The 22,316-nt window shown below is 44.4% G+C and carries 18 protein-coding genes; 7 read left to right on the top strand and 11 right to left on the bottom strand.

Features of this window, described 5'->3' with window-relative positions:
• Position 1 precedes the first annotated feature (1 nt).
• A complete protein-coding gene (locus AB6F11_RS03395) occupies positions 2 to 1,255 on the top strand; it encodes a carboxynorspermidine synthase (RefSeq protein ID WP_017061002.1) in 1,254 nt (417 codons plus the stop codon).
• A 199-nt stretch (positions 1,256 to 1,454) separates the two neighbouring features.
• Positions 1,455 to 2,594, top strand: coding sequence for a carboxynorspermidine decarboxylase (nspC, locus tag AB6F11_RS03390; protein WP_104216168.1), 1,140 nt, complete (start codon positions 1,455 to 1,457; stop codon positions 2,592 to 2,594).
• 73 nt (positions 2,595 to 2,667) lie between these two features.
• Here nspC and AB6F11_RS03385 read toward each other — a convergent pair whose 3' ends face one another.
• Together AB6F11_RS03385 and AB6F11_RS03380 are read right to left on the bottom strand one after the other, a co-directional pair.
• Complete coding sequence (locus AB6F11_RS03385; RefSeq protein ID WP_104216167.1) at positions 2,668 to 3,180, bottom strand: glycine cleavage system protein R; 513 nt, start codon at positions 3,178 to 3,180, stop codon at positions 2,668 to 2,670.
• Between the two features lie 267 nt (positions 3,181 to 3,447).
• Positions 3,448 to 4,356, bottom strand: coding sequence for a DUF3943 domain-containing protein (locus tag AB6F11_RS03380; RefSeq protein ID WP_017069173.1), 909 nt, complete (start codon positions 4,354 to 4,356; stop codon positions 3,448 to 3,450).
• 210 nt (positions 4,357 to 4,566) lie between these two features.
• Here AB6F11_RS03380 and AB6F11_RS03375 point away from each other — a divergent pair, with 210 nt between their 5' ends.
• Positions 4,567 to 5,805: a CinA family nicotinamide mononucleotide deamidase-related protein gene (locus AB6F11_RS03375; RefSeq protein ID WP_104216166.1), complete on the top strand. Its 1,239-nt coding sequence runs from the start codon at positions 4,567 to 4,569 to the stop codon at positions 5,803 to 5,805.
• Positions 5,806 to 5,979: 174 nt separating this feature from the next.
• On the opposite strand, the gene AB6F11_RS03370 is transcribed toward AB6F11_RS03375, so the two are convergent.
• From AB6F11_RS03370 to AB6F11_RS03360, 3 genes are read right to left on the bottom strand one after another with little or no spacing between them, the layout of a single operon-like run.
• Positions 5,980 to 6,825, bottom strand: coding sequence for a DmsC/YnfH family molybdoenzyme membrane anchor subunit (locus tag AB6F11_RS03370; RefSeq protein ID WP_017060997.1), 846 nt, complete (start codon positions 6,823 to 6,825; stop codon positions 5,980 to 5,982).
• 1 nt (position 6,826) lies between these two features.
• Entirely contained in the window at positions 6,827 to 7,447 is a 621-nt protein-coding gene (locus AB6F11_RS03365; RefSeq protein WP_004733360.1) for a DMSO/selenate family reductase complex B subunit, read from the bottom strand.
• An 11-nt stretch (positions 7,448 to 7,458) separates the two neighbouring features.
• On the bottom strand, positions 7,459 to 9,897 hold the full coding sequence (locus AB6F11_RS03360) for a DmsA/YnfE/YnfF family dimethyl sulfoxide reductase (protein WP_017060996.1): 2,439 nt from the start codon (positions 9,895 to 9,897) through the stop codon (positions 7,459 to 7,461).
• A gap of 198 nt (positions 9,898 to 10,095) precedes the next feature.
• Here AB6F11_RS03360 and AB6F11_RS03355 point away from each other — a divergent pair, with 198 nt between their 5' ends.
• Positions 10,096 to 10,662, top strand: a complete 567-nt coding sequence (locus AB6F11_RS03355; RefSeq protein ID WP_017060995.1) for a molecular chaperone — start codon at positions 10,096 to 10,098, stop codon at positions 10,660 to 10,662.
• Positions 10,662 to 11,177, top strand: coding sequence for a ferredoxin-type protein NapF (gene napF, locus AB6F11_RS03350; RefSeq protein ID WP_104216165.1), 516 nt, complete (start codon positions 10,662 to 10,664; stop codon positions 11,175 to 11,177). The genes AB6F11_RS03355 and napF overlap by 1 nt, the downstream gene beginning before the upstream one ends.
• Before the next feature lie 172 nt (positions 11,178 to 11,349).
• On the opposite strand, the gene yfaE is transcribed toward napF, so the two are convergent.
• The 4 genes from yfaE to ubiG all read right to left on the bottom strand — a co-directional run bounded on the left by yfaE (position 11,350) and on the right by ubiG (position 16,400).
• The gene (gene yfaE / locus AB6F11_RS03345; protein WP_010438115.1) at positions 11,350 to 11,628 is read right to left on the bottom strand and encodes a class I ribonucleotide reductase maintenance protein YfaE; all 279 of its coding nucleotides are present in this window, start codon (positions 11,626 to 11,628) and stop codon (positions 11,350 to 11,352) included.
• Positions 11,628 to 12,761 carry a class Ia ribonucleoside-diphosphate reductase subunit beta gene (gene nrdB / locus AB6F11_RS03340; protein ID WP_017063554.1) on the bottom strand — a complete coding sequence of 378 codons (1,134 nt, stop codon included), beginning with the start codon at positions 12,759 to 12,761 and terminating at the stop codon, positions 11,628 to 11,630. The genes yfaE and nrdB overlap by 1 nt, the downstream gene beginning before the upstream one ends.
• Before the next feature lie 103 nt (positions 12,762 to 12,864).
• Positions 12,865 to 15,147, bottom strand: a complete 2,283-nt coding sequence (gene nrdA, locus AB6F11_RS03335) for a class 1a ribonucleoside-diphosphate reductase subunit alpha (protein WP_017060992.1) — start codon at positions 15,145 to 15,147, stop codon at positions 12,865 to 12,867.
• Between the two features lie 509 nt (positions 15,148 to 15,656).
• Positions 15,657 to 16,400 (bottom strand): bifunctional 2-polyprenyl-6-hydroxyphenol methylase/3-demethylubiquinol 3-O-methyltransferase UbiG, encoded by a 744-nt coding sequence (gene ubiG, locus AB6F11_RS03330; RefSeq protein ID WP_170926849.1) that lies wholly within the window; start codon positions 16,398 to 16,400, stop codon positions 15,657 to 15,659.
• 258 nt (positions 16,401 to 16,658) lie between these two features.
• Here ubiG and gyrA point away from each other — a divergent pair, with 258 nt between their 5' ends.
• Complete coding sequence (gene gyrA / locus AB6F11_RS03325) at positions 16,659 to 19,301, top strand: DNA topoisomerase (ATP-hydrolyzing) subunit A (protein WP_017072500.1); 2,643 nt, start codon at positions 16,659 to 16,661, stop codon at positions 19,299 to 19,301.
• Between the two features lie 169 nt (positions 19,302 to 19,470).
• Entirely contained in the window at positions 19,471 to 20,100 is a 630-nt protein-coding gene (locus AB6F11_RS03320; protein ID WP_017066842.1) for a tetratricopeptide repeat protein, read from the top strand.
• A gap of 25 nt (positions 20,101 to 20,125) precedes the next feature.
• Here AB6F11_RS03320 and AB6F11_RS03315 read toward each other — a convergent pair whose 3' ends face one another.
• Positions 20,126 to 20,470: a rhodanese-like domain-containing protein gene (locus AB6F11_RS03315; protein ID WP_017063559.1), complete on the bottom strand. Its 345-nt coding sequence runs from the start codon at positions 20,468 to 20,470 to the stop codon at positions 20,126 to 20,128.
• Between the two features lie 125 nt (positions 20,471 to 20,595).
• Positions 20,596 to 22,026 carry an ammonia-forming nitrite reductase cytochrome c552 subunit gene (gene nrfA, locus AB6F11_RS03310; RefSeq protein WP_170963067.1) on the bottom strand — a complete coding sequence of 477 codons (1,431 nt, stop codon included), beginning with the start codon at positions 22,024 to 22,026 and terminating at the stop codon, positions 20,596 to 20,598.
• Between the last annotated feature and the right edge of the window lie 290 nt (positions 22,027 to 22,316).

The raw sequence follows: 22,316 nt of genomic DNA, 5'->3' as shown, positions 1-22,316 counted from the left end.
TATGGCTATTCTACAAATTGGTGCAGGCGGCGTTGGTTGGGTTGTTGCACACAAAGCAGCACAAAATAACGAAGTACTGGGTGATATCACAATCGCTTCTCGCACAATCGCGAAGTGTGAAAAAATCATCGAATCTATCAAGGGCAAAAACAACCTTAAAGATTCAACTAAGAAACTAGAAGCACGTTCAGTAGACGCTGATGATGTTGATGCGCTTGTTGCTTTGATTAAAGAAGTTCAGCCGGATCTAGTGATCAACGCTGGTCCTCCTTGGGTAAACATGGCAATCATGGAAGCATGTTACCAATCTAAAGTTTCTTATTTAGATACATCGGTAGCGGTTGACCTATGTTCTGAAGGCCAACAAGTACCACAAGCTTACGATTGGCAGTGGGGCTACCGTGAGAAGTTCGCTGAAGCAGGCATCACAGGTATTCTTGGTGCTGGTTTCGATCCAGGTGTGGTATCAATCTTTGCTGCATACGCGGTTAAGCACTTGTTCGATGAGATTGACTCAATTGATGTAATGGATGTGAATGCTGGTGACCACGGCAAGAAGTTTGCGACAAACTTTGACCCAGAAACCAACATGCTTGAGATCCAAGGCGATTCTTTCTACTGGGAAAATGAAGAGTGGAAACAAGTACCTTGTCACTCTCGTATGCTTGAGTTTGAATTCCCGAACTGTGGTTCTCACAAAGTTTACTCAATGGCGCACGATGAAGTTCGTTCAATGAAAGAGTTCATCCCAGCTAAGCGTATCGAATTTTGGATGGGCTTTGGTGATGCATACTTGAACTACTTCAACTGCATGCGTGATATCGGTCTTCTTAGCCCAGATCCGCTAACACTGCACGATGGTACTGTGGTTCAGCCTCTGCATGTTCTTAAAGCACTACTACCAGATCCAACATCTCTAGCTCCGGGTTACACTGGTTTAACGTGTATCGGTACTTGGGTTCAAGGTAAGAAAGATGGTAAAGAGCGTAGCGTATTCATCTACAATAACGCAGACCACGAAGTGGCTTACGAAGACGTAGAGCACCAAGCGATCTCTTACACAACTGGTGTTCCAGCGATTACCGCTGCACTTCAGTTCTTCCGTGGCGAATGGGCTGATAAAGGCGTGTTCAACATGGAACAGCTAAATCCAGATCCGTTCCTAGCAACTATGCCGGAAATTGGTCTAGATTGGCATGTTCAAGAGCTTGAAGCAGGCCAAGGTCTTCCAGTGATTCATGAGCTGAAAAAATAAGAACTGATTTCTTGTTTTGATTGCTAATTAAAGGGGACATGGATTGTTCCCTTTTCGATGATGATAGCCTTGAAGCTTTGGTATCATTTATTTTGATTTTGTAACTCACTGCGCTCGGACAGGACAAAATCAAAATAAATCACACCAAAATTGTTAATTTACCTTTCCATCTATAGATGCTGCTTGAGTGTTTACAAAAATGACGTTTAAGAAAGAAGAACTAAAAACCCCATATTTCATGATCAACGAAGACAAGTTGATTGCGAACTTAGAAAAAGCCAAGCAACTGAAAGAGATTTCAGGTGTGAAATTGGTACTTGCGCTTAAGTGCTTCTCGACTTGGGGCGTGTTTGACATCATCAAACCGTACCTAGACGGTACTACTAGTTCTGGCCCTTATGAAGTGAAATTAGGTCACGAAACTTTTGGCGGTGAAACTCATGCTTACAGTGTGGGCTACAGTGAAGATGACGTGAGAGAGGTTGCTGACATCTGCGACAAGATGATCTTCAACTCTCAAAGCCAACTTGTTGCTTACCGTCATATTGTTGAAGGTAAAGCTTCACTGGGTTTACGTTTAAATCCGGGCGTGAGCTACGCAGGGCAAGACTTGGCGAATCCAGCACGTCAATTCTCGCGTTTGGGCGTGCAAGCTGACCACATCAAACCAGAAATTTTCGATGAGATTAATGGTGTGATGTTCCACATGAACTGTGAGAACAAAGACGTCGATGCGTTTATCGGCCTGCTTGATTCAATCTCAGAACAGTTTGGTGAGCACTTAGATAAGTTGGACTGGGTGAGCATGGGCGGAGGTGTGTTCTTCACATGGCCTGGCTATGACATCGAAAAACTCGGTCTTGCGCTGAAAGCCTTCTCTGAAAAGCACGGTGTGCAGATGTATCTTGAGCCGGGTGAAGCGATCATCACTAAAACAACCGACCTAGTTGTGACAGTGGTCGATATTGTTGAGAACGTGAAGAAAACAGCGATTGTGGATTCAGCGACTGAGGCGCACCGTCTTGACACGCTTATCTACAATGAGCCCGCATCAGTATTGGAAGCATCAGAAACAGGCAGCCATGACTACGTGATTGGTTCGTGTTCATGTCTTGCGGGCGATCAGTTCTGCGAAGCGAGCTTTGATGAGCCACTTAAGATTGGTCAAAAGCTGCATCTGTTAGACAGCGCGGGTTACACAATGGTGAAATTGAACTGGTTCAATGGCCTTAAAATGCCTTCAATCTACTGTGAACGTAGCAGTGGTGATGTTCAGAAGCTAAATGAATTCGGCTATGAAGACTTCAAACGCTCATTATCACAATGGTCAGTTAAGTAACTGAATCACAAGTTCAGAGCAATACAAAGAGCAGCTAATGAGCTGCTCTTTTTTGTTCTTTAATTTTGTTTATTTAGCTTTCAATCATCACACGAGTATCTTCACTGAGCGTTTCTAGCTCGTTGACGACATCATCAATCAGAACTTCAATTGGCAGTTTAACGGCGATTTTTGATGTGAATAGGCTTGAGCTAACACCGCCACCACCTGCGATAAACACACGATGACAATCCATATCGAGAATGCTGATCCCTTGTCTATCCAATACATGAGTCACTTCGTTGACGATACCTGCTCGGTCGTTAGAGTCGAGTCTTAAGTGATGGACCGTGTCTTGAACATTGTGTGTATGATCGGAATCGACAAACTGCACGATGAGATCTGGATTGGCGCTGAACGCTTCTTTTACAATCGATTCGTTGATGGCTGGAAGTTGAACCTTTAGTACGCCTGCGACTTGGTCTTCAATAAAGTTCACTTTACTGATGAGCCATTTGCCGTCGTTTTCGTGAGTAACCGCAGCAAGCTGTTTGATTGTTGCTGGTGATGCTTTTCCGATAAAGTTTACGATAAATGTACTGTTCATATCAGCCCCCAAGGTTTCAATTATTCTTTGCTAATTAAATGTTTGATATCACGCGATAAAGTTCTTTAATTTCAGTGTAGAAGGTTACATCGAACAATGTTTGACCTAGGTCAATTTTTGAAACTAAGCTTCGATGCAAAAAAAGAGAATGAAGAGTAGGGCACAAAAAAAGCGGCTAGAGAGCCGCTTTTTAGAAGAGTTGTCACTGTGATTGATGATTCAGCAACTTATATTCAATAACTTATATTGAGTAGTACTAGAGACGAATTAGAACGTTACTTTGAAGTTCATACCAACAAACTGAGAGTCGTATGGTGCGCCAGCATCGTAAGCAAAACGTGCAGCGTCTTGGTTATCCCACCAAGGGTTAGTATTCAGGTTAACTTCTGCATCACCACCCCATGCATCACTTACCCAGTAGTGAATGTGTCCAACAGGGTTAAGGAAGAATAGCGACACATCACCCATGGTTTGAGAGCCCATCACTTCGCCACCTGAAGCAATGATATCCTGCTCTGCTTCTAGCATCATTTCACCGACAACCGCACCGAAGAAAGGTGTGATGAAGAGATCTTGCCATGAAGGTACTTCTGCAAACGCTTCTACGCCGTATTCCCAGAAGAACGTCGACATAGTCCAAGAGTATAAGAATGACTCAAACTCGTCGTAACCTGCGTGTCGAGCTGCGGTGTAGTAAACACCACCGAAATATGGGTGCATTACGTAGTTTAGGAAGTGTTCGTCACGGTCCCATGTTGGACCAGCAGAAACGTTATCTTTCCACTTTTTACCTAATGAGCTGATATCACGTTGGTCATCATCCCACTTAGTAATACTTTCAGGGAGCAGAGTCATTAGACCCACTGTCGCGACACTCAAGCCAAGAATGGTGTAGGTTTGACCCATTAGGTAATCCCAATCTTTCTCCTGACTCACCAACATGTGTTTTGGTTGTTGGATTGAGAAGTCGTACTCATCACTCGATTCGCTCAGTGCGTAATTGGTACTAGGCTTGTAGGTGTACAAGTTGTCATTAAAACAGTAATCTTGAGCACATTCATCCGAGTAAGAAAGGTTGATTGGCTGGTCGAAGTCGTATTGGCTTGCAACCGAGTTAACTGACATTAGCATTGAAAATGCGGCAGTAACCTTTGCTAGTAACGGTGATTTGGCCACAAGGGTCTCCATGAGAAAGTTTGGAATTGATCAGGATCACAATTATCTATTAAATGCCTGATTTAGGGAACTAATAATTTATAGCTTTTCCTAAGAAAACCTTAGGTTTAACATTATTAATATTAGTGAAAAGGCGAATTGCTCCAAATTCAACCATAGACCAGTTTGTAAATAATGCAGTGTCTTTTTATGACAACAAGGGATAGAAATATGACGAAAATCGCAATGTTAAGCACAGGTGAAGAAGTTCTTCATGGAGACATTGTAGATACAAACGCAGCTTGGATGTCTGCTGAGTTTTATCAGCATGGTTTTGCGCTTGCTAAGCGCTCAACTGTGGGTGATCAAATGAATGCTCTTGTTGAAGAACTGCTGATGCTGAGCTTTAACTATGATGTGGTTATCGTTAATGGTGGTTTAGGCCCGACAACCGATGATATGAGTGCTGCCGCCGCTGCAGCTGCTTCCGAGCAGAAACTCGTCATGTTCCCTGAATGGCTTGCTCGTATGGAAGAGATGTTCTCTGGACGTGGCATGCTAATGCCAGACAGCAACCTTAAACAAGCTTTGTTACCTGCGAGTTCAGAGATTGTCGATAACCCTGTGGGGACGGCTTGTGGCTTTAAACTGAAAATTAACGATGCGACTTTCTATTTCACGCCGGGTGTACCAAGTGAATTCAAGCGCATGGTGACGTTTGAGATTCTTCCTGACTTGTCGTGTACCTACCCTCAAGTGGTTGCCTCTGAATGCAGTCGACTGTTTACGTTTGGTTTGTCTGAGTCCGGTATCTCTGATGTTTTGGATCAACTAAAGCTGCCAGAAGGTTATGAACTTGGTTATCGCTCTTATCTGCCGTTCATTGAGGTCAAACTGTTTGGTCCTAAGGCAGACTTAGAAACTCGCGTTAAGCTGCTGCAGATGGTTTACAAGCTGCTAGAGAGTAATGTCGTTAGTGTTGATGAGCCGATGATTGACCATATTGGACACATCATGGCGGAAAAAAAGAAGACGTTATCTGTGTCTGAAGTGTCGACCAAAGGTTCACTGTCAGCGTGGCTGCAATTGAATGAGCAGATAGAAGATTGCTTCGGACACTCATGGGTGATGGCTGAGCCAAAAGAGAGCGAACTTGAAAAGAGCGATCCATTAGCCGCGACCTTTGCGCTGGCTGGAGCAACAAGAGATAAGTGCGGAACTGAATTGGCTTTGGTGACTGGTAAGCTGGAAGGCAACACATTCAGCGTTGCATTGTCGACTGAAGCAGGCGAGTGGGGGCAGGTACTTGAGTTTTATCGTCAGTACTCGCGTGAAGACCAACGCAACGTGATTAAGACCGTTGCCGCCGATATGCTGAGAAGGCATTTAGATAACAAACCGATGTTTGGTACTTATTCTTCGGTTAAGCGATTAAAAGACATGTTTATTCCAGCGGCTATCATTAAGTAGCTATGTAAGCTAACGATGTAAGCGAACTCGCTAAGTCTGTATTAAAAACGCTAGAAAAAACGAAATAAAAAGGCCCAACATCTAAATAGGTGTTGGGCCTTTTGTTTATCTAGCCTTCTAGATAACCAAACAAGCAGCGATGTTTACACGCAACTCATGTCTGTAATAACTCGATTACAAACCGCTTGTCATATGTAGGCTGTAGAACAAACCACGGCCGATTAACTCTGAAGCCAAGAACAATACTAGTGCTAAGCCAAGGTTAACTGGGTTCACTTTTGCTTTGTTCAGCATAGGTAGAATCCAAATCAACAAGCTTGCCATTAGCAGTGCCACTTGAAGAATCACATAGCTACCTAAACCATCGACTAACTCAGACGCTTTTGCCGCTGAAGTTTGGATGTCTCCGATTAGGTTCAGTTTTCCTACTGTCACAAGCAAGCTGATAGCAACAGCGATAACAGCCAACATGGTGATGTTACGGTCAACCGTAAAGCGGCTGTCGTTTGCGAATACAATCACGAACTGAGATAACAGCAAGCCACCCACAACCATCGTCATGATGAAGCTCAGTGGTGTGTAGATGTTGTCCCACGTCGGTACTGTGTTGATCATGTATACGTTGATCATCGCGTACATGAAGATAACACCCAGTACCATCGCGCCAACCATCAGTGCTTTCTGGATAGCAACGCCACCTTTCTTGACTACCGACAGTAACCATTGCAGGCCACCGACAGCGAAGAATGCCGCACCGAAGAACACTTCGTTAGACAACCAAGCCGAACCTAGCTGATTAAAAGCGTTAAACGCGCGCAGTGGAGAGCCAAGGTGCGTTGTCGAGAACATGAAGCCAAGACCCATCAGTACCCATAGGATAAACATTGGAACCTTGTAGCTGTTCAGCTTCTCTTCGTCATGACCAAGTACCAGTGCACGTGCGCCAATCAGTAAGTAACCACCAACCGCAGTTTGCGCCAGCACCGTAAAGAAGATTAAAGACCACTCATGAAAAATCATCTTACACCTCCTTCGGGTTTGCTAGGTGACCGCTGGTATCGCCAGTCGGCTTCGCGTTTTTGTTCAGCTTAATCACGATGTTTGGTAGCGTTTCTGTTGAAGATGGCAGTGGAGCCACATCCGCACCAGAGCCGTACTTCTCGCGAAGTGTATTGATTTCACCAAACTCCAATGCACGAAGTGGGCAAGACTCAACACAGATAGGCTGTTTGCCTTCAGAAACACGTTGGTAACAACCATCGCATTTCGTCATATGACCTTTCTTAGCATTGTATTGTGGTGCGCCGTAAGGACACGCATTGCTACAGTGCTGACAACCAATACATACGCTCTCATCAACCACAACCAAACCGTCTTCATCACGTTTGTGCATTGCGCCCGAAGGACACACTTTCACACACGCTGGGTTAGTACAGTGGTTACAAGCGATAGATAGGTAGTAAGAAAAGACATCTTTCTGAACCCAGGTATCACCATCTTGAGTGAAGCCACCACCGGCATATTCGTATACGCGACGGTAGTTCGTTTTGATGTCTAGATCGTTATAATCTTTACAAGCAAGCTGACAGGTTTTACAACCCGTGCATTTACTTGAATCAATGTAAAAGCCGTATTGTTTCATTCCAACCTACCTTATGCTTTCTTTAGCGCTTTGATTTGAACTAGGTTTGTATGCTGAGGGTTACCCTTAGCAAGTGGGCTCGGGCGCTGAGTCGTCAGCACGTTGATAGAGCCTGCATGGTCGATCTTCTGACCATCTGGTGCGTACCATGCACCTTCGCCTAGTGCGACAACTCGAGGAAGAATCCTAGGTGTCACTTTCGCTGGAATATGTACTTCGCCACGGTCGTTGAAAATACTCACCATGTCGCCGCTTTCAATACCACGTTCTTTTGCATCGATTGGGTTGATCCACAACTCTTGCGGTGCTGCTGCTTTGATTTCTGCAACGTTGCCGTAAGTCGAGTGAGTACGAGCCTTGTAGTGGAAACCGGTTAGCTGAAGTGGGTACTTCTCTGCTAGTGGGTCGTTATGACCTTCGAAAGAGTCCGCGTAAATCGGAAGTGGGTGAATCACTTCGTCTTCTTTCAGCTTCCAAGTCTTCGCGATATCAGCCAGTTGCTCTGAGTAGATCTCGATCTTGCCACTTGGTGTGGTCAGTGGGTTCGCTTCAGGATCTTTACGGAAATCTTCATAAGCGATGTAGTGGTGGTCGTAGCTACGTTTGTAGATACCCAGCTCTTTCATCTCTTCGAAGGTTGGCAGTGTTGGATCGTTCTTACGAGTTTCTGCGTAAAGGTGCTCAATCCATTGCTCTTGAGTACGGCCTTCGGTGAACTCTTTTTCTACGCCCATTCGTTTCGCAAGCTGAGTACACATCTCGTAGATAGATTTCGCTTCAAACTGAGGCTCAATCGCTTTCTGCGCGTAGATGAAGTAAGGCATGTTCGCCGCTTTACCGTCCATACACCAGTCGTCTTGCTCAGACGTTGTTAAGTCTGGCAGGATGATATCGGCGTACTTCGCTGAAGACGTCATATGGTTATCAACCACGACAATCATTTCACACGCACTTTCATCTTGAAGAATCGCGTGAGTCTTGTTGATGTCTGAGTGTTGGTTAATGATGCAGTTACCTGCGTAGTTCCAGATCATCTTGATTGGGTTCTTAAGGCGCTCTGCACCGCGAACACCATCAGTGATGTCGGTCATTTCATGGTGACGGTAAATCGCGTCTGTCCACATGAACATTGAAATAGACGTTTCAACTGGGTTTGGCACAGTAGGGAAGCGGACAAATGGAATGTTGATGTCGCTTTCACGAGCGCCTGTTGAACCGCCTGATACGCCCACAGAGCCAGTGAGCAGTGACAGCATCGCGATTGCACGACACGCTAGTTCACCGTTCGCAGTGCGTTGTAAGCCCCAACCTTGGTGAATCGCACATGGTTTCGCTGTGCCCATTTCACGGCCAAGCTTAACGATGGTGTCAACTGGAATACCCGTGATCTTAGAAGCCCATTCTGGTGTCTTCTCTACGCCATCTTCACCTAAACCTAGGATGTAAGATTTGTAGTCGCTGTTTTTAGGCGCTGATGCAGGAAGGGTCTTCTCATCGTAACCTACGCAGTATTTGTCTAGGAACGGTTGGTCGACAAGGTCTTCAGTGATCATCACGTGTGCAAGACCCGCTACCAATGCCGCATCTGTAGAAGGACGAATTGGGATCCATTGATCTTCACGGCCACCGGCAGTATCGGTGTAGCGAGGGTCGATGATGATCGTTCTTGCGTTTGATTTGTTTTTGCTTTCAACGTAGTGGTGGATCTGGCCGCCACCAGACATACGCGTCTCAGCAGGGTTATTACCAAACTGAATATTAAGTTTAGTGTTCTCTAAATCAGAGAAAGAGTTGTTGTTTGCCCAACCGCCGTAGGTGTAGCTCAAGCCTTTCGTGATTTGCGCTGTTGAGTAGTCACCGTAATGGTTTAAGTAACCACCACTTAGGTTCATTAGACGAGCAATCAGCGTTTGAGCTGGTGGCCAAGATTTAGTAACCGTGCCGCCCAGCGTACCTGTACCGTAGTTTAGGTAGATAGTGTCGTTACCGTAGTCTTTGATAAGGCGTTGCATGGTGCCAGCGACTTCATCATAAGCCTCTTCCCAGCTAATACGCTTAAACTTACCTTCACCACGTTTACCCACACGTTTCATTGGGTACTTTAGGCGATCTGGGTTATAAACACGGCGGCGCATCGAGCGACCACGTAGACACGCACGAACTTGGTGATGACCGTATTCGTCAGTGCCTGTGTTGTCTGTTTCTACGTATTTGATTTCACCGTTTTGTACATGCATACGCAGTGGGCAGCGAGAGCCACAGTTTACTGTACATGCACTCCATACGATTTTCTCATCCACATTTTCAGCAACTGCAGCCGCTACTGGTTTGGATTTGAAAGGTAATGCAATACCGCCCGCAAGTGCAGCTGCACTACCTACTGCAGAGGAAGCTTTCATGAAGCCTCTTCGAGTAAGATTCATTACCCCAGATTCTTTCTTATTCGTCATTCTAAGATGCCTTTTGCTATTGATAGCTAGCACTTTATAGGTAGTTTGTTCTTTATGTATTTATTTCGAATTATTGATTGATTGGCATCAAATAAGTGTGGAATTTAAAGTTTATGAATTGAATGTATAAAATAGATCAAAGAATGAAATGAGTTAATTAATATAATTATCTTTAAACCTATAACGGTATAAATAATAATGATTATCGATACGCATAAATTGTTGGGTTCGCTATTTTATCAAGCGACAAGTAAAGAACAGTTAATCACCATTGTCGAAGCTTTGGTTGAGAGCGAAGTACTCTCTGAAGAATGCTTGCAGGCATTAAGAAGCGAAGACGAAGATGCGCTCGCAGCAGAGTTCAGCCGCCTGTTTGAAGGCGTTGGAGACATGCCAGCTCCGCCTTGGGGTTCTGTGTACCTAGATAAAGACCGCGTTGTGTTTGGTGCTTCTACGGTTGAGTATCGCCAGTTTTTAGAATTGAATCAGATTGAATTAGACACTGGGTTAAGAGAGCCGGAAGATCAATTTGGTTTAATGTTATTCGCTCATGCGTATTTGTTAGAAAATAATAATATTAATTCAGCCGGTGAATTACTTGAGGGTCACTTATTGACTTGGTCTTCTGTTTATTTAGAAAAACTAAATAAAGCATCAGAGTTATCTTTTTATAAAAAGCTATCGGTTGATGTAATAGATTGGTTTAAGTACTTAATATCTGAATATAATTTAAACGTTGCTACTAAAAAGTTATATATCGACTAATGTCTGAACAAATAAATTCAAATAGACGCGGTTTCTTAACTCGACTTTCTAAACCGGTTAAAGCAGCCGCGAATTATGAAGAGATATCACAGCGCTTGCATGCAAGACCGCCAAGAGCGGTCGATGAGGTGCTGTTTGAGCGTCTTTGCGACGGTTGTGGATTGTGTGAACAATCGTGTCCAAATAGCGTTATTGAGATGCTAGAGGGCAGTGCGCTGCTGAATTTGGATTACAACAGTTGTTCTATGTGTAACAAATGCACTGAAGTGTGTCCGACCGGCGCACTTCATCCAACGGTCACGCCTTATATCGACCTCAAGCCGAGCTTTGCGGATAGCTGCAATAATTACATGCAAATGGACTGTTCAGCATGCCAAACGGCGTGTTCAGCTGGTGCAATACACATCGAAGTAGGAGAGTTGCCTACAGTGGACAAAGATAAGTGTAACGGCTGTGGAGAGTGCCGAAGCGCTTGTTATATTAGCTCTGTGACTCTTAACCTGACTCAGCAATAAACGTTTGGCTTTGTATGACACAAGTCAACAGGAAGATTTGGTTGAGTGATAGACGAGTCGCTTTAGATACCTAAAGACATAAATAGAAAAGGGTCCGCATTCCTAAAGGAAGCGGACCCTTTTTTGATTCTTATTGACGATATTCGAACAAAGTGACCTAAAGCCAGCTGGCTTATGCGCGTTTTTGCTTGTTTCTATGAATAACGTTACTCAGCGATAGCTCAGTCTTTGCTTTACAGATACAAGGCAATATCTCATTACCTTGCGTGTAAGCCATAGCAAAACCAACGTACTCGACCTCACCAGAATCCAACGTGCAGCGGCAAGCGCCACAGTGACCATCTCGGCAGTTGTATTCTGGCTCTAACCCAGCTTGTTCCATTGTTTCCAACAGAGTGTTTGAAGGGTTAGATTCAATTGAAGTCAGTTTGTTGATTTTGATTGTTGGCATTACAGCTCAAATCCTTCAAAGTCGTCAGCTTTTACTTCGTTGTCGATTTGGCCAACTAGGTAAGAACTGATTTCTGCTTCTTGTGGAGCAACTTGAACGTTATCTGAAGACAACCAAGCGTTGATCCATGGAATTGGGTTCGACGTTGCTGCTGGGTAAGCCGTACCTAGGCCAACAGCCTGCATACGGATGTTGGTAATGTACTCAACGTATTGGCAAAGAATGTCTTTGTTCAGACCAATCATAGAGCCATCTTTGAATAGGTATTCTGCCCACTCTTTCTCTTGCTCAGCCGCTTCTTTGAATAGGTCGAAACACTCTTGCTTACACTCTTCAGCGATCTGCATGAATTCAAAATCATCTTGACCATTGCGTAGCAAGTTGATCATGTGCTGTGTACCAGTAAGGTGAAGGGCTTCATCACGAGCGATTAGCTTGATGATCTTCGCGTTACCTTCCATTAGCTCACGCTCAGCGAATGCAAATGAACATGCGAAACTTACGTAGAAACGAATCGCTTCTAGTGCGTTTACAGACATTAGACATAGGTAAAGTTTCTTCTTCAGATCGTGAAGTGAAATCTTGACGTCTTCGCCGTTGATGCTGTGGTTGCCTTCACCGTAGCGGTGGTAGTCAGCCGTTAGCTTGATTAGGTCGTCGTAGTAGAAAGCGATGTCTTTAGCACGCTTCAGAATCTCTTCATTTTCAACGATGTCGTCGAATACTACGCCTGGATCATTCACGATGTTACGGATGATGTGCGTGTAAGAACGAGAGTGAATCGTTTCAGAGAAAGACCAAGTTTCAATCCAAGTTTCAACTTCTGGTAGAGATACCAATGGAAGTAGGGCAACGTTAGGGCTGCGGCCTTGGATTGAATCTAGAAGCGTTTGGTACTTCAAGTTAGAGATGAAGATGTGCTTTTCATGCTCAGGAAGCTTGTTGTAGTCGATACGGTCGCTAGACACGTCTACTTCTTCTGGACGCCAGAAGAAAGAAAGCTGCTTCTCGATAAGCTTTTCGAAGATTTCGAATTTTTGTTGGTCGTAACGTGCAACGTTTACCGACTGACCCAAGAACATTGGTTCTTTTAGTTGGTCATTTTTTTGCTGAGAAAAAGTACTGTAAGCCATAAATGCCTCAAATCCTTTAAAGACCCGTAATAAAACGGACCCTGTTAATGCTTTAAACCCAGAGAAGATAACTCTTCTCTGGGGTCTTAATGTTTATTGCGGTTTAGATCTTACAACCGCCGCCTTCACAATCTTCTTCCGGCACTTGAACTGCATCGCCTTGGTCGTCTTTAGCACCATCACGAGTGTTATGGTAGTAAAGCGTCTTAACACCGTACTTGTACGCTGTTAGTAGGTCTTGAAGCAGCTTCTTCATTGGTACTTTACCGCTGTCGTAAACACTTGGGTCATAGTTAGTGTTTGCAGAGATAGCTTGGTCAACGAATTTTTGCATGATACCCACTAGGTGTAGGTAACCGTCGTTAGAACCAATGTTCCAAAGTAGCTCGTAGTTCTCTTTAAGATTTAGGAAATCTGGAACCACTTGCTTAAGGATGCCGTCTTTCGATGCTTTCACTGATACGTAACCACGTGGTGGCTCGATACCGTTAGTCGCGTTCGAGATTTGAGACGATGTCTCAGAAGGCATAAGCGCTGTTAGCGTAGAGTTACGCAGACCGTGCTCCATGATCTCTTCACGTAGAGAATCCCAATCGTAGTGCAGTGGCTCTTCACATACTAAGTCGATATCTTTTTTGTAAGTATCGATTGGCAGTAGGCCTTTCGCGTAGTTGGTCTCGTGGAAAGATGGGCAACGGCCTTGCTCTTTCGCTAGTTCAACAGATGCTTTTAGCAAGTGGTATTGAATTGCTTCAAAAGTACGGTGAGTCAGGCCATTCGCGCTGCCATCAGAGTACTTAACACCATTCTTCGCTAGGTAGTATGCGTAGTTGATTACACCTACACCTAAAGTACGACGGTTCATTGTCGACTTGTATGCAGCTGGAAGCGGGTAGTCTTGGTAATCAAGCAGTGCATCTAGAGCACGAACAACCAGCTCAGAAAGCTCTGCTAGGTCGTCCAGTTCATTGATTGCGCCAAGGTTGAATGCTGAAAGCGTACATAGTGCAATTTCGCCTTCGTCATCTTCTACGTTAGAAAGTGGCTTAGTAGGAAGCGCGATTTCTAGACATAGGTTCGATTGACGAACAGGTGCTACTTCAGAATCAAACGGGCTGTGTGTATTACAGTGGTCAACGTTCTGAATGTAGATACGACCAGTAGAAGCACGCTCTTGCATTAGCAGAGAGAAAAGCTCAACGGCTTTAACCGTTTCACGCTTCACTGAAGGATCGTTTTCGTACTTAACGTATAGCTCTTCAAAACGGTCTTGGTTTTCGAAGAACGCATCGTAAAGGCCAGGTACGTCTGAAGGTGAGAACAGGCTGATGTTGCCACCCTGAACTAGGCGAGAGTACATAAGCTTGTTCAGCTGTACGCCGTAATCCATGTGACGAACTCGGTTCTCTTCAACGCCGCGGTTGTTTTTCAGTACTAATAGAGACTGAACTTCACCGTGCCATAGTGGGTAGAATACCGTTGCTGCACCGCCACGAACACCACCTTGAGAACAACATTTTACTGCTGTTTGGAAGTATTTGTAGAAAGGGATACAGCCTGTGTGGAACGCTTCACCATTACGGATTTCAGAACCAAGCGCACGGATACGACCTGCGTTGATACCAATACCAGCACGTTGAGATACGTAACGAACAATTGAGCTTGCTGTCGCGTTGATAGAATCAAGGCTGTCACCACACTCGATCAGTACACAAGAACTGAATTGACGAGTAGGCGTACGTACACCAGACATGATCGGTGTAGGTAGAGAAATCTTAAACGTAGACGATGCGTCGTAAAAACGTTTGATGTAGTCAAGACGAGTCGATTTCGGGTATTTAGCGAATAGACACGCAGCAACTAAAATGTAAAGGAACTGAGCACTCTCGTAGATTTCTTTCGTTACACGGTTTTGCACGAAGTATTTACCTTCGAGCTGCTTAACCGCTGCGTAAGAGAAGTCTAAGTCACGTTTGTGGTCGATGTACTCGTCAAGCTCTTCGAATTCAGCTTTCGTGTAATCTTCCATAAGGTGGCTGTCGTATTTACCCATATCAACCAGTTTTGCAACGTGGTCATACAGTGCAGGCGGCTCGTATTCGCCGTACGCTTTTTTACGTAGGTGGAATACAGACAGACGTGCTGCTAGATATTGGTAATCAGGAGTCTCTTCAGAGATTAAATCCGCTGCTGACTTGATGATAGTTTCATGAATGTCAGTAGTGGTGATGCCATCGTAAAACTGAATGTGAGCTTTCAATTCTACTTGTGATACAGAAACATTGTGCAAGCCTTCAGCTGCCCATGTAATCACGCGATGGATCTTCTCTAGATCGATCGTTTCTTTGCGCCCGTTACGCTTGGTAACAGTAAGTTGTTGGTTCATTCTGCTTAATTTCCCTAACAAAACTGAACAAGGCCGTGTTTTTGTGTATTTCTGTGTAATTTTTGTAAATTACGTTTCGGCTTTGTGATCTTGGTCTACCCATACATTGTAGTTCAAACACAACATATAGGGGTCATTTGTTTGTTGGGTTACAAGATAGTGCTACAACTGATATTTTTCAAGGTAAAGAAATGGGGTTGCTTGTGGATAAGTGGTGGATTGAAAAAAAACTGTAAGTGACCACTAACTGATGAGGTTATATGTGACTTGATTGTATAAAAGTCGGCTTTTAATGATGCTTTATTTTTGCACGCCCATAAAAAAAAATTCCTTGATCTTTGGCCAAAATGGGCGATTGATTTTAGGCGATTAAATTTAAATCGAGGTGGTCAAAATGGAAGCTAGCGCACGAAATTTAGACTGAAAAAAGTCGCAAAGTTATGGTAATTGCAACTCTTTTCATTCGTCTTTTTTTACAAAAGGTTTTACGGTAGGGCTACCGATATTTTTTAGCCAAAGTTTTGCGTGTGGACGATGTAGTTTACGTCTACATTTGTGCCTAAACGATAAGTGTCCGTAAGAGGATTGTAGTGCAGCCCTGTAATCCCTAGTTCTTGCAGCGGAGTGTTATCGACCATCTTGATAAGTTCTGCAGGGCGAATGAACTTCTCGTGCTCATGAGTGCCCTCAGGAACAATCTTAAGTAGCTTTTCTGCACCAACAATAGCGAACAGGTAAGATTTGAAGTTACGGTTCAAGGTAGAGAAGAACACGTGGCCGCCCGGTTTCACCAATTTCGAACAGGCAGTGATAACAGATTGTGGGTCAGGAACGTGTTCAAGCATTTCCATGCACGTTACCACATCGTACGTCTGTGGGTTCTGTTCTGCGTGGTCTTCGATAGTGCTCTGGATGTAATCGAGCTTGGTGCCCGTTTCTAATGCGTGAAGGCGCGCGACTTCTAGCGGTTCTTTACCCATGTCTAGGCCTGTCACTATCGCACCTTCAACCGCCATGCTTTCTGCAAGAATACCGCCGCCGCAGCCAACATCGAGGACTTTCTTACCAAATAGGCCTTCAGTCTTCTCTAATACGTAATTTAGTCGCAGTGGGTTGATTTGATGTAGTGGCTTAAATTCGCCTTCTAGATCCCACCAGCGTGACGCCATGTCTTCGAATTTCTTGATTTCTGCTGGGTCTACGTTCTGTGATTTAGTCATAATCGGCATTTCCAAGTTAAATAATGCATCCATGAAATTGCAGGCATTATAACTTGCCTTTTCGCGCTGACCAGAAGATCTACAATTTTGCTAGTTTATTGGATGTAAAGTGACCATGTTTCAGCAAGATATGATGCGGAGGTGCAATTTCTCATCAATTGATTGGCTACAAGGGTCACAAGATGGTAAAAGGAGAGGGAAAGTGATGCCTCCGTAGGTAAATTTGTGTTATATTTTTCGGTCTTATACGTATTCAAAAATACGATCTGACTATAGAGGGAAAATGGCTCTATGAGCGATCTAGCGAAAGAGATCACGCCCGTAAATATTGAAGATGAGCTTAGAGGTTCATACCTAGACTACGCGATGTCCGTCATCGTTGGTCGTGCCCTTCCAGATGTGCGTGATGGCCTAAAACCTGTACACCGCCGCGTTTTGTTCGCGATGAATGTACTAGGTAATGATTGGAACAAACCATATAAAAAGTCTGCTCGTGTAGTAGGTGATGTAATCGGTAAATACCACCCACATGGTGATAGTGCTGTATACGATACTATTGTTCGTATGGCGCAACCGTTCTCACTGCGTTACATGCTAGTTGATGGCCAAGGTAACTTTGGTTCTATCGATGGCGACTCCGCGGCTGCAATGCGTTATACCGAAGTTCGTATGGCGAAAATTGCTCACGAGCTCCTGGCTGACCTTGATAAGGAAACTGTGGATTACGTACCGAACTACGATGGTACAGAACAAATTCCAGCAGTACTTCCTACAAAAATTCCTAACCTATTGGTAAACGGTGCTTCTGGTATCGCAGTAGGTATGGCTACCAACATCCCACCACATAACCTTGGTGAAGTTGTTGATGGCTGTTTAGCATTTATCAATAATGAAGATATCACTATTGATGAGCTAATGGACTATATCCCTGGTCCTGACTTCCCAACAGCAGCACTTATCAGTGGTCGTAAAGGCATCGTAGATGCTTACAAGACTGGCCGCGGTAAGGTTTACATGCGTTCAAAAGCGGATATCGAAGTAGAGAAGAATGGTAAAGAAACCATTATCGTTACTGAGATCCCTTACCAAGTAAACAAAGCTCGTTTGATCGAGAAGATTGCTGAACTGGTTAAAGATAAGAAAGTAGAAGGCATCAGTGCACTGCGTGACGAGTCTGATAAAGACGGTATGCGTATTGTTATTGAATGTAAGCGTGATGCAGTAGGCGAAGTGGTTCTTAACAACCTATACGCTCAAACTCAACTGCAAACGACTTTCGGTATCAACATGGTTGCGTTGAATAACGGTCAACCACAGTTGTTCAACATCAAAGACATGCTTAAGTGCTTCGTAGACCACCGTCGCGAAGTTGTGACTCGTCGTACTATCTTCGAATTGAAGAAAGCACGCGACCGTGCACACATCCTTGAAGCATTGTCTCTAGCACTTGCTAACATTGATGAAATCATTGAACTGATCAAGAGCGCGCCAACACCAGCAGAAGCTAAAGTTGGTTTAGTGTCTCGTGGTTGGGATCTTGGTAACGTTGCTTCAATGCTTGAGCGTGCAGGTACTGATGCGGCTCGTCCTGATTGGTTGGAAGACCAATACGGCATCCGCGATGGTCAATACTTCCTAACGGAAACACAAGCACAAGCTATTCTAGAACTTCGTCTTCACCGCCTAACTGGCCTAGAGCACGAGAAGATTCTAGACGAGTACAAAGCCCTTCTAGAAGAAATCGCTGAGCTAATGCACATTCTTGCAAGCACTGAGCGTTTGATGGAAGTTATCCGTGAAGAACTTGAAGCAGTACGTGAAATCTATGGCGACGAGCGTCGTACAGAAATCACAGCGGCAGTTCATGACATCGACATGGAAGAGCTGATTGCTCAAGAAGACGTTGTAGTAACGCTTTCTAACGCAGGTTACGTTAAGTACCAAATCCTAAGCGACTACGAAGCTCAGCGTCGTGGTGGTAAAGGTAAGAGTGCAACTAAGATGAAAGATGAGGATTACATTGAGCGTCTGCTTGTTGCTAATACTCACGATAACATCCTATGTTTCTCTACTCGTGGTAAGACATACCGTCTGAAAGTTTACCAACTACCATTAGCAAGTCGTACTGCTCGTGGTAAGCCTATCGTGAACATTCTTCCTCTAGAAGAAGGTGAACGTATTACGGCTATCCTGCCAGTTTCTGAGTTCTCTAACGAGAAATTCATCTTCATGGCAACGGGTGACGGTACAGTTAAGAAGACATCACTGGATCAATTCGCAAACGTACGTGCTAACGGCCTAATCGCAGTTAACCTACGTGACGATGATTCACTGATTGGCGTTGACATCACTAACGGTGATAGCGACATCATGCTGTTCTCTAAATCGGGCAAAGTTGTTCGCTTTAACGAGGACAAAGTACGTGCAATGGGCCGTACTGCCTCTGGTGTTCGTGGTATGAAGCTTCCAGAAGACGATCAAGTAGTATCGTTGATTGTTCCTTCTAACGAAGGCGATATCCTAACTGTGACTCAAAACGGTTACGGTAAGCGTACTGAACTAGCTGAATACCCAACGAAAGGCCGTGCAACGCAAGGTGTGGTTTCTATCAAAGTCTCTGAACGTAATGGCCCAGTTGTTGGCGCTGTTCAAGTTGAAGAAGGCGACGAAATGATGATGATCACCGACGCAGGTACGCTAGTACGTACTCGCGTTGCGGAAGTGAGCCAAGTTGGTCGTAACACTCAAGGTGTAACACTGATTCGTACTTCTGACGACGAGAACGTTGTAGGTCTACAACGTATCGACGAAGTAGAAGAAGCTGAGGTTGTTGAAGGCGAAGCTGAAGTAGCAAACGCTGAAGCAGCAGTCGTTTCTGAATCAAGTGAAGAGCAAGCATCAGACGCTTCTGATAGCGAGCAAGACACTGAGTAATCTTTCACTTCTATAAATAGAAGTTGAGACAAAAAGCCGAGCCATTGTGCTCGGTTTTTTATTACCTAGAATTTGGCTGTGACTTGTTTAAAAGCCAATAGCTAAACCTCGATCAATATTGTTTTAGTGAGAAAAAGGTACAGTAAAGCGTCAATGAAAGGAGAATGGAATGGATATCTGGTTACTGATTGCTTTGCTGCTAATGAGCCTATTTCTAGTGGCAATCGTGATCGCATCAAACAGAAAAACCAGTCATCTTAAAGGCAACCTCCTTATTTCATGTGTGGCGATATTAGCCAGCATTCTGGTTTGGTCTCAGATGAAACAAGAAGCCCCTCAACTTACTTCAAGTGACGACAGCAGCTATACAGCAACAGATTTCCAAAATGAACTTCAGCAGAGCCTGGAGCAAGACCCTAATCAATCAGACCTTTGGTTTAAGCTTGGTGGTGTTTATATGCAGAAAGGGGAGTTTGATGCTGCATTTACCTGTTACGACTATGCGATTCGTTTAGACCCACAGGCGCCTTCAGGGCTTTATGCAGCTAAAGCGAGCGCCTTGTATTACCTAAGTTCACAGGCGATGAGTGATGATGTGAAAGTGCTCTTAAATCAATCCATGGAGCTTGATCCCAACGATCGTACGGCATTGATGTTGATAGCGACCGATCACTTCATCAGTATGCGCTACCAACAAGCGATCGATGCTTGGACTCAAATTCTCGATTCTAACCAGAAAGGCATTGATCGTGTCTCTATCATCCATTCGATCAACCAAGCTAAGCAAATGATCCGTTAAACGGGCACTATCTGTAATTTCGAGATTATTTGCTTTCTTGCATCTCAATTAAACCGCCAGCGTTGTGGATCTGTGTAAACCCTTGAGCTTTCAAATACTGGTAAGCTTGTCCTGAGCGGTTACCACTGCGGCAATACAAAACGATAGGTTGAGCTTTGTCTATGCTGGCAAAGTGCGTAGCGACTTCAGAAAGAGGGTAGTTAATCGCATTGTCCAGATGACCTTGCTTGAACTCTCCTGGTGTCCTGACATCAACGACCAGCGCACCTTCCTCAATCATTTCCCACCCTGTTTCTGCTCGTTCTGAGGCGTGAAGTCCTGAACTTGTTAATGCGATGCATAATGCCGAAAGCGAAAGTAAGTGCTTCATTCTTTGTTCCTTGAATTAGCTAAAAGGTAATGTGAAATTGGGACGGTTGAGTGCGCCCAAATCTAAAAAACCAGCCACACCTTTACAGTGTGACTGGTTTTATCTTATTGGTCTATTTGAAGGAACTAGTATTCGTAGTTAGCTTCACGCTTTTCAGCTTGCTCTTCCCACTTAGGAACCACGGTGTCTAAGAAGTGTTGCTTCTCAGCATTCATCTTATCCATGTCCATTCCTAGCGCTTTCTGAGCGGCTTCTTTGGTTGAGATATCTGGAATCTCGATTGGATCGGTAATGCCTTTCTTCGCAAGTAGACGAACAATCTTAGTTCGCGCGTCTGCTGCGCGGTCAACCGCCGTTCCAAGAACCTCTAGGGCTACTTCAGGCGCGTGCATGTGAACACCATGAGATGCGATAGCGTAGTCCCAACGCCATTGCGCATGACGAATATCTTGTAAGATAGGTGCCATCTCTTGTTCTGTTGCGCCTGCTTCCCATGCTGCGCCTGCTTCAAAGTGAGCGGCTACGATTTGTTTCTCAGCGGTCAGCTTCATGTTTAGTACTTGAGCTTTGCGGCTTGAAACGATGTTACGCATGGTCTCTTTAGATTGAGTATGGCAGTTAGCACAAGTGTCTTCGAAGCGGTCAAACGGGTTACCTACTTTATGGTCGGTGTAAACGGTACCGTCTTCTTTCGTCACTTTAGGCATGTGGCAGTCAACACAAGCGACGTTGTTCTTACCGTGAATACCTTCACGCCAAGTTTCGTAACCTGGGTGCTGAGCCTTTAGCATTGGTGCTTTAGAGACTTTATGTGTCCAATCTTTAAAACCAATCTGATCGTAGTACTCTTCCATCTGTTCAACACGCGTCCCTTTATCCCAAGGGAATTTCACGCCTTTTGTTGGACCCGTGAAGTAGTATTCCACGTGACACTGAGCACACACAGAGGCTTGCTGATCAAAGCGACCTTGCTCTTCGAAGTTCTTCCCAATCGCATCGAACGCACGTTCAACATAAGGACGAGTGATCTTTAGTGCAGGTTCGCCAATTTTAAAGCCTTCACTTTGAGTATCGTGACAGTCGGCACAACCAATTGGATTGACTATCTCGCTGCCAAGACGAGCCCATTTACCTTCAAAGTAGCCGTCTTCACCACGCTCTTCAATAACGCGTGCTACGTCTGGGCTTTTACAGCTCCAGCACGCCATTGGCATTGGGCCTGAATTTTCGTCGGTTGGTCCGCCAGTACGCAGGGTTTGTCTTACATCATCAACCGCATAAAAGTGGCCGCGGGCTTTGTTGTAGTCTTTCGCGAAACCGTAGCCCGCCCATAGAATAACCATGTTTGGATCTTCTTTTAGTGCGTCTTCAATGGCTTCGCTCTCTGACGTTTGTCTCCATGAATGGTATTGATCTGGGTGGTTTTGCTCGAACTGGTCGTTACGAGGATCACCAATTTCTTTTTGTTCAGACGCAGCAAAACTGGTCGCGCTTACTAGTGATGCGCTAACCATTAATAATGCTGTGACGGAATTACGTATCCAATGCTTTTTCACAGTGATATCTCCAATATACTGATTTTTATACCAAGCGTTGTGAGTTTGCTATTCAAATTAAGAACTGGAGAATTGCTGTTTATATTAATTCATAAATAAACACATTTTGTTACGTGTCGGATGTTTGCTTGTTTTAGATCAATTAATGACAGTGACTTCAATCACGTTGAAGTTTATATAGCCCTAAAGGGGTATGTGGACATCAAGTTAGACTGGTCTTATTGAGAATTATTATCATATATAACAAACAATTACCCGACATGCCCTCACTATAAATAGGGTGATTGTGT

The organism is Vibrio sp. 10N.247.311.14, from assembly GCF_041467715.1.
Lineage (GTDB): Bacteria > Pseudomonadota > Gammaproteobacteria > Enterobacterales > Vibrionaceae > Vibrio > Vibrio crassostreae_C.
This window is presented reverse-complemented; position numbering and strand designations above follow the sequence as displayed.